Origin of the sequence: Mesorhizobium sp. WSM4898 (assembly GCF_029625845.1) — a bacterium.
In the GTDB taxonomy this organism is placed as follows: domain Bacteria; phylum Pseudomonadota; class Alphaproteobacteria; order Rhizobiales; family Rhizobiaceae; genus Mesorhizobium.
On the sequence record NZ_JARTVQ010000003.1, the window covers coordinates 455,681 to 468,418 of the forward strand.

Consider the following 12,738-nt stretch of genomic DNA (forward strand, 5'->3'; position numbering starts at 1 on the left):
GCTGCCTTGTTTTTCAGCGCCTTGCCGCGCCTCGAGGCAATGGTTCCCCGAAAAGCTTACTGGTTTCCCTCTTGCCCTGAACAGGCCTATCTTACCCCTTGAGTTTCCGCTGGAATTCTTGAAGCTCTTTCAAGTTGCGTGCCGCTTTCCGACCGAAGCCGGCCGCGCATACGATACCAGCGGGAACACAGAACATATCCGGGTAACTGGATGGGAGGCACTGTGAGTGCAAATCATGACAGGGCGAACCTGCTGGAGGTTCGTGGCCTTACGAAGATTTTCGGCACGCTGACGGCGTGCAACCATATCGACCTCAACATCGCGAAGGGCGAGATCCACGCCCTGCTCGGCGAGAACGGCGCCGGCAAGTCGACGCTGGTGAAGATGCTGTTCGGCTCGCTGGAACCGAATTCGGGCGAAATTTTCTGGAACAGCCAGGCCGTCAGGATCACCAGCCCCGGCCTCGCCAAGAAGCTCGGCATCGGCATGGTCTTCCAGCATTTCTCGCTGTTCGAAGCGCTGACGGCTGCCGAGAACATCGCGCTTTCGCTGAACGACGGCTCGCCGATCAGCGCGATTGCCGCGAAGGCGCGGGCGCTCTCCTACAGCTACGGCCTGCCGCTCGATCCGGAATCGCTGGTCGGCGATCTTTCCGTCGGCGAGCGCCAGCGCATCGAGATCATCCGTTGCCTCTTGCAGACGCCCCAACTCATCATCCTCGACGAGCCGACTTCGGTGCTGACGCCTCAGGAAGCCGACAAGCTGTTCGAAACGCTGGAGCGGCTTCGCGCCGAAGGCAAGTCGATCCTTTACATCTCGCACCGGCTGGAAGAGGTCAAACGCATCTGCGATCGCGCCACGGTGCTGCGCCACGGCAAGGTGGTCGGCCACTGCAACCCGCGCCAGGAGACGGCCGCGTCGCTCGCCCGCATGATGGTCGGCAATGAGGTCAAGGCAGTGGTGCGCGCGCCGGCCGAGGGCATCGAGACCGCGCCGGCGTTGCTGGAGATCCGCGGGCTTACCCGCAAGCCGGCGACGCCGTTCGCCATTCCGCTCAAGAACATCAATCTTTCGGTGCGCGCCGGCGAGGTGATCGGCATCGCCGGTGTCGCCGGCAACGGCCAGGGCGAGTTTTTCGAATCCGTCTCCGGCGAGGTGCTGCAGCAGGATCCCGGTTCCGTGCGCATCCGCGGCAAGGATGCGGGCGGCGTGTCGATCACCGGCCGGCGGCTGATGGGCGCCGCCTTCGTGCCGGAGGAACGGCTCGGTCACGGCGCGGCGCCGCGGATGAAGCTTTCGGAGAACCTTTTGCTGTCGCGCCATGCCACCGACGGCAAGTCCTTCGTCGGCTCCGGCGGCATGGTCAGGAACGCTTCCGTCTACAGTGCCGCCCAGCGCATCATTGCCGCGATGGACGTGCGCAAGAGCGCTCCCGATCCGGAGGCCGCGGCGCTGTCCGGCGGCAATCTGCAGAAGTTCATCGTCGGCCGCGAGCTCGACCGCAAGCCGAGCGTGATGGTCGTCAACCAGCCGACCTGGGGCGTCGACGCCGGTGCCGCCGCCCATATCCGCCAGGCGCTGATCGAGCTTGCCCGCAGCGGCTCGGCGGTTCTGGTCATCAGCCAGGACCTCGACGAATTGTTCGAGCTGTCGGACGCGATCGCGGTCATGCACAACGGCGAATTGTCCGCGCCGCTGCCGATCGCCGAAGCCACCTTCGAGAGGATTGGCCTGTTGATGGGCGGCGCCGAGCCAGGCCACGCCGAACACAGCATGGAGACGGCCTGATGCGCCTCGAACTGGTCAAACGCCCGCAGCGCTCGGCGCTGTTTTCGGTGCTCTCGCCCTTCATCGCCTTCGCGATGACGATGATTGCCGGCGCCATCATGTTCGCGTTGCTCGGCGTCAATCCGCTCAATGCCTTCAATGTCTACTTTGTTCAGCCGATCAGCGAGGTCTGGCAGCTGCATGAACTGGCCATCAAGGCGGCGCCGCTGATCCTGATCGCCGTCGGCTTGTCGGTTTGCTACAAGGCCAACATCTGGAACATCGGCGCCGAAGGCCAATTCATTCTGGGCGGCATCTTCGGCTCGATCATCCCGGTGCTGTTCCCCGAATTCGAAGGTCCGCTGGTGCTGCCGCTGATGCTCTTGCTGGGCATGGTCGGCGGCGCCCTCTATGCGGCCATCCCGGCGCTGCTGAAAACCCGCTTCAGCACCAACGAGATCCTGACCAGCCTGATGCTGGTCTATGTGGCGCAGCTCTTCCTCGACTGGCTGGTGCGCGGACCGTGGCGCGACCCGCAGGGCCACGGCTTCCCGCAGACCATCCAGTTCGGCGACTCGGCCGTCCTGCCGGAATTGATGCCGGATGCCGGCCGCGCCAATTGGGGCTTCGTCTTCGCGCTGGTCGCCGCTGTCACGGTCTGGCTGATGATGAGCCGCATGCTGAAAGGTTTCGAGGTCCGCGTGCTGGGCTCGAGCCCGAGGGCAGGGCGCTTCGCCGGCTTCGGCTTCAGCAAGATGGTCTTCTTTACTTTCCTGCTGTCCGGCGCATTGGCTGGCCTTGCCGGTATCTCGGAAGTCTCGGGCGCCATCGGCCAGCTACAGCCGGTGATCTCGCCCGGCTATGGCTTCACCGCCATCATCGTCGCCTTCCTCGGGCGGCTCAATCCGCTCGGCATCGTCGCGGCAGGCCTGGTGCTGGCGCTGACCTATCTCGGCGGAGAGGCGGTGCAGAGCGCGCTCGGCATCTCCGACAAGGTGGCGCGCGTGTTCCAGGGCATGCTTTTGTTCTTCGTGCTCGGCTGCGACACGCTCATTCATTATCGCATTCGTCTGATCGGCTTTGCCGCGCCACAACTCGAGGCCGCGCCCAAGCTGGAGGAGGCACGCTGATGGACATCACCGTCAACATCCTTTTGACCATCGCGACCGCGGCGACGCCGCTCTTGATTGCGGCGATCGGCGAGCTGGTGGTGGAACGCTCCGGCGTGCTCAATCTCGGCGTCGAGGGCATGATGATCATGGGCGCCGTCGGCGGCTTCGGCGCGGGCTATCTTACCGGATCTCCCTGGATCGGGCTGCTTGCCGCAATCGTCGTCGGCGCGCTGTTTTCGCTGCTCTTCGCCGTTATGACGCTTTCCCTGGCGACCAACCAGGTGGCGACCGGCCTGTCGCTTACGCTGCTCGGGCTTGGCCTCTCCGGCATGATTGGCACCAGCTTCGTCGGCCAGCCTGGCGTCAGGCTGCCGAACCTCGACATCCCCGGCCTGACCTCGATACCGGTCGTCGGCAAGCTGATCTTCGGCCAGGACCCGTTGTTCTACGTCTCGATCGGGCTCACCGCCGCCGTGATGTGGTTTCTGTTCAGGACGCGCACTGGCCTCACGCTGCGCTCGATCGGCGACAGCCACGCGTCGGCCCATGCGCTCGGCATCAAGGTCATCCGCTACCGTTACCTCGCCGTGATCTTCGGCGGCGCTTGCGCCGGGCTTGCCGGCGGCCACCTGTCGCTCGTCTACACGCCGCAATGGGTCGAGAACATGAGCGCGGGACGCGGCTGGATCGCGCTGGCGCTGGTGGTCTTTGCGTCCTGGCGTCCGTGGCGGGTGCTGGCCGGCGCTTACATCTTCGGCGCGGTGTGGATCGGCCAGCTTCATGCACAGGCTTTCGGCATTCCTGTACCGTCCCAGTTTCTTTCTTCGCTGCCCTATCTGGCAACCATCGTGGTTCTCGTTCTAATCTCGCGGAACAAGCGGCTGACGATGATGAACACGCCGGCTTCGTTGGGGCAGCCATTTGTTCCGGATCGTTGACGACAACAAAAAGACGGGAAGCTCCAAGGCTTAACTCAGAGAGGTAACACGATGAAGAAACTGCTTATTGCGCTGATGACCACGGCCGCGGCCCTGTCGCTGGCGGCAACCGCCGAGGCGGCCGACAAGCTGAAGGCATGCTGGGTTTACACGGGGCCGATCGGCGACTTCGGCTATTCCTATCAGCACGACCAGGGTCGCCTCGAGGTGGAGAAAGCGCTCGGCGACAAGGTCGAGACCGCATATCTCGAGAACGTCTCGGAAGGCCCGGACGCCGACCGCGCCTTTGAGCGCCTGGCGCGCGAGAAATGCAAGATCATCTTCGGCACATCGTTCGGCTTCATGGACGCCGAGGTTAAGGTCGCCAAGAAGTTCCCGAAGGTGATGTTCGAGCACGCCACCGGCTACAAGACGGGCAACAATCTCGGCATTTACAACGCGCGCTTCTATGAAGGCCGCTATGTGCTCGGCCAGATCGCGGCCAAGGAATCGAAGAAGGGTCTTGCCGGCTACATCGTCTCCTTCCCGATCCCGGAAGTGGTGATGGGCATCAACTCCTTCATGCTCGGCGCCCAGTCGATCAATCCGGACTTCAAGGTGAAGATCGTGTGGGTCAATACCTGGTTCGATCCGGGCAAGGAAGCCGACGCCGCCAAGGCGCTGTTCGACCAAGGCGCCGACATCATCGTCCAGCACACCGACTCGACCGCCCCCCTGCAGGTCGCCGAGGAGCGGAAGCTGCATGGGTTCGGCCAGTCGTCGGACATGATCAAATTCGCGCCGAACGCGCAGCTGACCTCGCTCACCGACGAGTGGGGCCCGTATTACATCAGCCGCGTGCAGGCTGCCCTCGACGGCACCTGGAAGCCGGACAATGTGTGGCTTGGCATCAAGGATGGCGCCGTCAAGCTCGCGCCCTTCACCAACATGCCTGACGACGTGAAGGCAATGGCGGAGGCGACCACCAAGAAGATCGCCGATGGCTGGAACCCCTTCACCGGCCCGGTGGCGAAGCAGGACGGCTCGCCTTGGCTGAAGGACGGCGAGGTCGCCGACGACGCCACGCTGCTCGGCATGAATTTCTACGTCAAGGGCATCGACGACAAGCTGCCGCAGTAAACAGCAGCCTGGCATCAAAACAAAAAGGGCGCCCCACCGGCGCCCTTTCATTTTCAGCCAATCCCGCTTGTCAAACGGCCGAGCCGTAGAGATCGTAGGCGTCGGCGCGCTCGACCTTGACCGTGACGATCTCACCGGCGCGCAGCGGCCGACGCGACTGGATATGCACGGAGCCGTCGATCTCGGGGGCGTCATATTTGGTGCGGCCCTTGGCCGAGGTGCCATGCGCCTCGTCGATCAGCACCGGCAGCCGCTTGCCGACCTTCCTGGCCAGCTGCGTCGCCGAGATCTTCTGCTGGCGCTGCATGAAGCGGTGCCAGCGGGCTTCCTTGATCTCCTGCGGCACTTGTTCCAGGCCGAGGTCGTTGGAGCGCGCGCCCTTGACCGGCTCATATTTGAAGCAGCCGGCACGATCGATCTTCGCCTCGTCCAACCAGTCGAGCAGCATCTGGAAGTCGTCTTCCGTCTCGCCGGGGAAACCGACGATGAAGGTTGAGCGGATGGCGAGATCCGGGCAGACCTCGCGCCAACCGCGGATCCGCTCCAGCGTCTTTTCGCCATGAGCGGGACGGCGCATGTTCTTCAGCACCTGCGGCGAGGCGTGCTGGAAGGGGATGTCCAGATAGGGAAGGATCTTTCCCTCGGCCATCAGCGGAATGACGTCGGCAACATGCGGGTAGGGGTACACATAGTGCATGCGAACCCAGATGCCGAGCTTGCCGAGCTCCTCTGCAAGGTCGAGGAACTTCGCTCGCACCTCGCGGTCGCCGAACATGCTCGTCTGGTATTTGATGTCGATGCCATAGGCGCTGGTGTCCTGCGAGATGACGAGGATCTCCTTGACGCCGGCCTTGGCGAGCTTTTCGGCCTCGCGCAACACGTCGGCCGCCGGCCGCGAGACGAGATCGCCGCGCAGCGCCGGGATGATGCAGAAGGTGCAGCGATTGTTGCAGCCTTCGGAAATCTTCAGATAGGCGTAATGCCGCGGCGTCAGCTTCACGCCGTGGGGCGGCAGAAGATCGATGTAGGGATCATGGCTGGGGGGAGCCGCCTCATGCACCGCCGCCATCACGCTCTCATAGGCCTGCGGGCCGGTGATCGCCAGCACATTGGGATGCTTCTCGCGAATGACTTCCGGCTCGGCGCCGAGGCAGCCGGTGACGATGACGCGACCGTTTTCGGAAAGGGCGGAGCCGATGGCGTCGAGCGACTCGTCGCGCGCGGAGTCGAGAAAGCCGCATGTGTTGACGACAACGAGGTCGGCGCCATCATGCTTGCGGGCGATCTCGTAGCCTTCAGCGCGGAGCCGCGTGATGATGCGCTCGGAATCGACGAGCGCCTTCGGGCATCCAAGGCTGACGAAACTGACACGAGGGGCAGACATAAGCTTTTCCAGGTTTTTCGGGATCGGCGGCGCCATACCACACTAATTGCGGCATTGGTATGGGCTGGTCCTTGTTGCGGCAAAACGGAATGCGAGGCCAGATCAGTGGCCGGCCAAAGCCCGCGTCAGGTGGCGGCAGTCAGCTCACCGCGTTGTTGACATGCGGCCAGATTTCCATCGTGCCCCTGTAGACCATGTCTAGCGCGACATAGAGGATGATCAGCAGGCCGATATAGGCAATCCAACGGTAACGGTGCAGCAGCCGCGCAATGAAGCTGGCGGCAAGGCCCATCAAGCCGATCGACAGCACGAGGCCGACGATCAGCACCCAGAAATGATCACGTGCGGCGCCGGCGACGGCCAGCACGTTGTCCAGCGACATCGACACGTCTGCGACGACGATCTGCAGCGCCGCCTGGCCAAGCGTCTTGCGCGGCGCCTTGCCGGCAACCGCCTTGTCGCTGTCGAGATCGGAATTGGCGAGCGCCTCCGTCGCCTCGTGCTCGTCGGCATGGGAGGTGCGCAGCTCGCGATACATCTTCCAGCATACCCATAACAGCAGGATGCCGCCGGCGAGCAACAGTCCGACGATTGCAAGCAGCTTGACGGTAACCGCCGCGAACAGGATGCGCAGCACCGTCGCTGCCACCACGCCGATCAGAATGGCCTTTTTGCGCTGCTCCGTCGGCAGGCCGGCGGCCGCCAGTCCAATGACGATGGCATTGTCGCCCGCAAGCACCAGGTCGATCGCGATGACCTGGACAAGGGCAGTCAGGCTTGCGGCGCTGAAAATATCCATCGTCTGGAGCCTTCCTGTTTGCGAAATGTCGATCTTCGAGTGTTCTAACGCCGGAGCGATTCACCGATTGATGCGATCGCGTTCTAAGTCTTTGTTTTCACGCAATTCCGGCGGGAAAAACGGCTGCGCGCCTTTCCTGGAATTGCTCTACGTGCATGGTTCCTGCACGTCAAGAGAACTCACGAAACAAGCGGTTGCCGCTCGTCTGGTTCCATTGGGTTCAAATGAGTTTGCACTCGAAAGGCCGATTTGCGCGCAACCGACCGCGGCAGTCGGTCAATCGTAAAGATTGTATTTTGCCCAGTCGGTTTCCGGGATCTCGTCACCGATCTTGTAGAGCAACTGCAGCACCTGCATGTGGTCGGGCGCAGTCTGGCACTTGAACTTCAGCCGGAACCATTGACCCTTGCTGCGAAAGGCGGCGCCGGGGCTCCTGATCGCGTCGGCGCTCATCTGGGGCGTGGCGAAGGCATAGGCCACCACACGGTCGGCCTTGAATTTGCGATCGTCGTGGCTGATCCGGTCGAGCACCTCGGCGTCGCAACGCTGTTCGAGACGAGTCTGCGGATCGAGTTTCAGCAGGCCGGCACGAAGTGCGTTGTCCATCGCCTTGGCCGGCCAGGCCAGCGCCAGAGGCGCCAGAACCATCAGGCAGAGCTTTTTCATGGGCGCGACAAGCAGCATATTCTGTCTGAGAAATCAACCAAACGCACGCGCTTGTGACATGGATGCCGGCTCGGCCAGGCCAGCCATGCGGCACAAGCCAATCTCGGGCTTCGGCGACTGGGCTATTGCCATTGTTCCGGGGTCCGCGATGAAACGATCTCCGCTGCCGAAGAACTGTCAAGAACCTGTCAGACTTGGGTCGTATAGAGCAGGGACTGTAGAGCCTCTTTTTCTCCTCGTCGGGCGGCAGTATTGTGCTTTCAAAGTGCTGGAGCACAATCCTGCCCGGTTTCGCAGGCTCAGCCGCCGAACAGATTTGCGTTGGAATACTAAAACGAAGAACCGTCAGTGATGAGGTTTACCTGCTTATCGGATCCGTGTGACCAATGGATGGTCTATGATGTATTTTTCGACCTTCCGGCGGAATTGTCGGGCCGACTGCTGCTTGGATTAACGCAAAAGGGCGCAGAGCATTTAACTGAGCAAGCGAACATAAAAACTGTGTCGACCTGCCTGACGATGGAAACCGGCCCCGGTGGGAAGGCCGTTAGCCGGAAAGCACTTTACCAAAAATGTTTCGCTGCAGGGTAGCGCTATAGGTTCCGTGGTTTGCAAGATGATCCCATACGGAGAAACAGGCCGTGAGTGCGGCCAGAGCAAGAATCATGCGCATTGGAACTCCCCACGGCGCCCGAAAACGTCCAATGGTAAGTTCGTGTCAGATTGGAGGCTATTGCTAATATAGTGGGTAACCCTACACCGATCGCGGTATGCTACAGCAAGCGGATAGCAGGGCGAGCTACGCGGACTTTGCGCAGCCGCCGGCACTTTCCTGGTGACTTAGCGAGCGATAGCTAGTCCGATACCGATGCCAACCCCCACGGCGACCCCTAAAAAGAGCTTGCTGGCGAAGTCCAGGGCGAACGCGCGCACAGCCGTATAAATATCTGTTCGGGGCTGCCTGACAGCAGCCGCAAGGTCATCGAACATCGCTTCCATAGGTTGCCACCCGCGATTTCTTCGACCTGCAAGACTAGATCAGTTCTGGTGAGATGGGAATCCTCCGATCCATCAAAATTTAACGATCACGAAAGCTCGTTGGTAGGCACGTGTGGTAACGGTTGATTCAACCATCGCTGGTATAAAGCAAAGTCAGGTGGCGGCCCCGACAGAGGGCGGGGGGTGCTGGGCCTGCCGGAGCCGCCGGCGCGGGAGTGGGCGCTACCCGCGCTGTCCCAGAATAGGACAGCGCGGGTCTACAATTAGTTAAAGCTAATAGAATTTTGCCGGCGTGCCGCCGCTTTGTGTCGGCTGTCCTCCAGCGGTGTGTCCGCCGCCCGCCCGGCAACGTGCGGCTGAGGGGCGCAAGCCGCCGACCGTGAGGTCATGAGTCTGGTGCGCTCCTGAGATCGGTGTTCTCCACTGGACAAGAAACCTTGACGCCATGTGCCTGACGCCGGCGGCCCGGCAGGCTGGCGGGGTAGGCCAGCAAACGCCGGGCCTGACCGGTGGGCTCGGGGGCGAGACACAGCACCGGCTGCCGATAAACATACGCTTGTGCTGATGTGGCCGGTACATATCAAGAAGTTGATGGCGTAGTAGCCTAAAGGGGCCTCAGCGCACGAAAGGACGCGGCAGAGCCGCCAACCTGCCGGAGCCAGCTAGTGAAGCTTGCCCCTCGGAGGCTTGGCGGTCAGCCACTTCAATTTGACGCTGTTAAGCTCTTGTTCGAGCTCCAGCGCGAGCCGGACGATGGGGTCCGGAATGGAAATCGCGTCTCTCCCGCCCTTTGCCACCTGCGTCTGCGCCGAAAGCTCCGAGACTACTTTGGATCCGGCCGATTTCGACAGCAGTCGGGACAGGTGCTCCCGCTGCAAAGCGTGAACCTCTTCCAACAGGCTCAGGAACCTCAACGCATCCACTGTCGGCAGCCTGTTGGTTCTCAAGCGGGCAATCCGCTCGTGCTGGCGCGCGATGTGCCGCTCGCCATGTCGAACATGACGCTGCGCCATGCTGATGTGGTCTTCGAGAGACATGGCGCACAACGCGAAAACAGGCATCTCGTTCCTTCGGCAGGATCTTGCAGGACAATCGGATGGGGCACGGGACGCACCCAAGGCTCGCCGGACCAATAACGCAAAGCAGGGATTGGCGCAGATGGCCGTCCACAGCGAAACGGTCGCCGCGCAGGAGATGATATGCCGACGGGGTTGGGAATGTGGCGGAGGGAGTGGGATTCGAACCCACGGTGAGCTTGCGCCCACGCCGGTTTTCAAGACCGGTGCCTTAAACCGCTCGGCCATCCCTCCATCGTGATTTTTCAATCACTTAGGATACGCGCGATGGTCTTTTTGAGTAGACTTGGCACCCAATTGGCACCGAAGGCGTTCCCGACCGGTTCGCGCTTCATTCCTGTAGTGCGGCGGTGAGTGCCGCGTCAACCACTGCTGCGGCACCTTCCTGCTGTCCTGGCAGAAGATGCGCATAAATATTCAGGGTGACCGACGGGTTGGCGTGGCCGGCGCGGGCCGAGACGACGTGCACCGGAACGCCGCTTCGTAACAAATGTGTGATGTGCGTGTGCCTCAAACCATGGAATGTGACGTGGGGCACGCCAGCGTTCTCGGCTTCGCGGGCGAACTCCTTGGAGAAGGGGCGGGGCGTCCTGATCCGGCCATCCCAAGTCGGGAACGCCAGATCCTGCTCATCTTTGCCCATTCCGAGCTTTAGCCGATGCTCTGCCAATTCCTTCCGATGCCGGCGCAGTTCGGCGACCAGCTTGGCGGGGAGGGCGATCGTACGGCGGCTGCGGTCGGTCTTTGGTTCCTTGATCGCGATCCCGGCCTTTGTCTCCTCGACGACCTGCACAACCTGCAGAGTAGCCCTATTGAGGTCGATGTCCTTCCAGCGGAGCGCCAGAACCTCGCCGCGTCTCATGCCGGTGGCGGCTGCCATCAGGACGGGCATATAGATTGATCGGCCTTTCAGGTGCTTCAGAAGGCCGGCAAGCTCCTTATCGTCCAGAACCTGGATTTCCTCCTTGCGGACCTTTGGCGTGGTCTGGACGGCTTCCATTGGCGACGAGCGAAGCTTCCGGGCCTTAACGGCCGAGGCGAGGATTTGAGACAGCAGGCGGTGGATATGCAGCACTGTCTGAGGGGACAGGCCGCCTTTGCCGTCGCGCCTGCCGGCGGTGCGTAACGTTCCATAAAGCGTGTCGATCTTCGGCCCGTCGAGCTTCTGCAGGGCGGTGGCGCCGATGCGAGGCTTGATATGCTGGTCGACGATCTCCCGATAGCGCTCCAAGGTCTTGGCCGACGCCTTCGCGGGCGCGATCGTCTTGAGCCAGTGTTGGCAATATTCGTCTACTGTCGCTGCGGTTTTCTCGACGTAGCTGCCTTCCTCGACCTGGTTGAGGCGCCGGCTTAGTTCGGCCTCAGCCTCCTTCTTCGTGCCGCGCACTGTGACGAATTGCGTCTGGCGCTTGCCGGTGGCCGGATCGGTGCCAAGGTCGAACTTGAGACGCCATGAGGATTTGCCGCGGCGAGTGACATTGCCTCTCATGATTCCATCCCCTCGACTTCGACCTTAAGAGCCTGACGGATGAACGGCACCAGATGGTAGATGTCGTCGGCCTCGTCGGCGAGTGGCGGTGCGGCCCTCCAGGCTAGGAGCATTTCGAACAAGGTGTTTCCGTAGCTGGCGCCCAAGCCCTCCGGGCTGAGCATCAATTCGAGCGCACCCGGTTTTTTCAACCGAGCTTCAAGGCTCTGCATTCTCTCGCGAACGAGGTCGGGAACGGCAATTTCGCCCGCTGGCATGATGCGCGACAGCGCCGTGGCGAGCGCGCTCATCAGGGCCTCGCAGGTGAATCGATCCTCATTCCATTTTTTGCCGGTGGCCGACTCAACGGAAGTTGCGAGACGGGCGGTCATCAGCGCCATTGCCTTTATGCGCTTGTCAGCCAGTTCACGCTGGATCTTCGGTTTGTCATAGCTCTCGCGAAGCCTACGCTCGACGATCTGAGAGATCGACTTTCCTGTGGCCTCCGACTCCTTATCGAGAGCAGCCCGAAGCTCCTGTGTGATGCGCGTCGAGAAAGCCGCCGATTTTCCCGCAAACTCTCCTTTTGGTTTCCGGCCTCCGCCTGGTGCCCGAGTTGCCTTCGCCATGGTGAATGCTCCTTATTTGTCTTAACAAACGCAACGTGATGTATCACAACGCCATGGCATCTGCAAGGACATCGGGTTACTTAATTGGATGTTCACCAACCAATGGAGATCAAACCAATGAGCACCACCCATGAAGTCCTGGTCATGACTGTCCCGGAAGCCGGCGCGAAGCTCGGCTTAGGTAGGAATGCCGCCTATGAAGCCGCGGCTCGGGGAGAGATCCCGACGATCCGCATAGGCAAGCTGCTCAAGGTGCCGAAAGTGGCGTTCGAGCGCATGCTGGCGAAGGTGGAGGCGGCCTAAATGCAGACCGATCTCGAACCCGATATCCAAGTCCAGCACGCCGCCGAATGGCTCGCCAGCGCCGGCAAGACCGGCCGCGCCACCGTGCCTGATCTTCGCTCCAGGTTCGGCCTGACAGCCCTTCAGGCGATCGAGGCCATCCGCCTTGCAAATGCGCTCCGACTGGCGAGGGCGCGCTGATGCAGAAGGTCCGACACATCAATCCTGAACTCGTGGCCAAGGCCAAATGGTTCTTGTCCTACGCCGCCGACGCTCGCGCCGCCGACCTGGTGATCGCCGAGCGCTTCAACATCGATCGCAGTCTCGCCCTAGAGATCGTCAGGAAAGTGATGGAGGCGGCACATGCGCGGCGCAGCTCCTGAAAGAAAAACCGCCGCCCCGACGGCAATCGGGAACGGCGGCAAGGATAACGTTTCACCCAGTAAATCTAGCCTCTCTGACAACTCTCCGCAAGCGCCGGCAAGAAACCCGTTGGCCC

13 protein-coding genes and 1 tRNA gene are annotated in these 12,738 nt (G+C 61.8%); 7 read left to right on the top strand and 7 right to left on the bottom strand.

The window, feature by feature from the left end; translation table 11 throughout:
• The first annotated feature begins 210 nt into the window (after positions 1–210).
• Genes P9228_RS16905 through P9228_RS16920 form a run of 4 tightly spaced genes read left to right on the top strand, consistent with a single transcriptional unit; the run spans position 211 to position 4,936 of the window.
• Complete coding sequence (locus tag P9228_RS16905) at positions 211–1,788, top strand: ABC transporter ATP-binding protein (protein ID WP_278054423.1); 1,578 nt, start codon at positions 211–213, stop codon at positions 1,786–1,788.
• On the top strand, positions 1,785–2,897 hold the full coding sequence (locus P9228_RS16910) for an ABC transporter permease (protein ID WP_278054946.1): 1,113 nt from the start codon (positions 1,785–1,787) through the stop codon (positions 2,895–2,897). The genes P9228_RS16905 and P9228_RS16910 overlap by 4 nt, the downstream gene beginning before the upstream one ends.
• Positions 2,897–3,817 carry an ABC transporter permease gene (locus tag P9228_RS16915; protein ID WP_278054425.1) on the top strand — a complete coding sequence of 307 codons (921 nt, stop codon included), beginning with the start codon at positions 2,897–2,899 and terminating at the stop codon, positions 3,815–3,817. Before P9228_RS16910 ends, P9228_RS16915 begins: the two co-directional genes overlap by 1 nt.
• A 51-nt stretch (positions 3,818–3,868) precedes the next feature.
• Positions 3,869–4,936, top strand: coding sequence for a BMP family ABC transporter substrate-binding protein (locus tag P9228_RS16920; RefSeq protein WP_278054427.1), 1,068 nt, complete (start codon positions 3,869–3,871; stop codon positions 4,934–4,936).
• Positions 4,937–5,006: 70 nt separating this feature from the next.
• Here P9228_RS16920 and rimO read toward each other — a convergent pair whose 3' ends face one another.
• The 7 genes from rimO to P9228_RS16955 form a co-directional block, all read right to left on the bottom strand.
• On the bottom strand, positions 5,007–6,320 hold the full coding sequence (rimO, locus tag P9228_RS16925; protein ID WP_278054429.1) for a 30S ribosomal protein S12 methylthiotransferase RimO: 1,314 nt from the start codon (positions 6,318–6,320) through the stop codon (positions 5,007–5,009).
• A 139-nt stretch (positions 6,321–6,459) separates the two neighbouring features.
• Positions 6,460–7,119, bottom strand: coding sequence for a TerC family protein (locus P9228_RS16930; protein WP_067320072.1), 660 nt, complete (start codon positions 7,117–7,119; stop codon positions 6,460–6,462).
• A gap of 276 nt (positions 7,120–7,395) precedes the next feature.
• Positions 7,396–7,803, bottom strand: coding sequence for a DUF930 domain-containing protein (locus tag P9228_RS16935; protein ID WP_066989790.1), 408 nt, complete (start codon positions 7,801–7,803; stop codon positions 7,396–7,398).
• 1,643 nt (positions 7,804–9,446) lie between these two features.
• Positions 9,447–9,845, bottom strand: a complete 399-nt coding sequence (locus tag P9228_RS16940) for a hypothetical protein (protein ID WP_278054432.1) — start codon at positions 9,843–9,845, stop codon at positions 9,447–9,449.
• Between the two features lie 159 nt (positions 9,846–10,004).
• Positions 10,005–10,094: transfer RNA gene (locus tag P9228_RS16945), tRNA-Ser, on the bottom strand.
• Positions 10,095–10,191: 97 nt separating this feature from the next.
• Entirely contained in the window at positions 10,192–11,247 is a 1,056-nt protein-coding gene (locus tag P9228_RS16950; protein ID WP_278054434.1) for a site-specific integrase, read from the bottom strand.
• Positions 11,248–11,345: 98 nt separating this feature from the next.
• A complete protein-coding gene (locus tag P9228_RS16955) occupies positions 11,346–11,957 on the bottom strand; it encodes a hypothetical protein (RefSeq protein WP_278054436.1) in 612 nt (203 codons plus the stop codon).
• A gap of 117 nt (positions 11,958–12,074) precedes the next feature.
• Between P9228_RS16955 and P9228_RS16960 the strand changes: the two genes are divergently transcribed.
• From P9228_RS16960 to P9228_RS16970, 3 genes are read left to right on the top strand one after another with little or no spacing between them, the layout of a single operon-like run.
• On the top strand, positions 12,075–12,260 hold the full coding sequence (locus tag P9228_RS16960) for a helix-turn-helix domain-containing protein (protein ID WP_278054438.1): 186 nt from the start codon (positions 12,075–12,077) through the stop codon (positions 12,258–12,260).
• Positions 12,261–12,440 carry a hypothetical protein gene (locus P9228_RS16965; RefSeq protein WP_278054440.1) on the top strand — a complete coding sequence of 60 codons (180 nt, stop codon included), beginning with the start codon at positions 12,261–12,263 and terminating at the stop codon, positions 12,438–12,440. It abuts the gene before it with no gap.
• Positions 12,440–12,622, top strand: a complete 183-nt coding sequence (locus tag P9228_RS16970) for a hypothetical protein (protein WP_278054442.1) — start codon at positions 12,440–12,442, stop codon at positions 12,620–12,622. The genes P9228_RS16965 and P9228_RS16970 overlap by 1 nt, the downstream gene beginning before the upstream one ends.
• Positions 12,623–12,738: the final 116 nt, after the last annotated feature.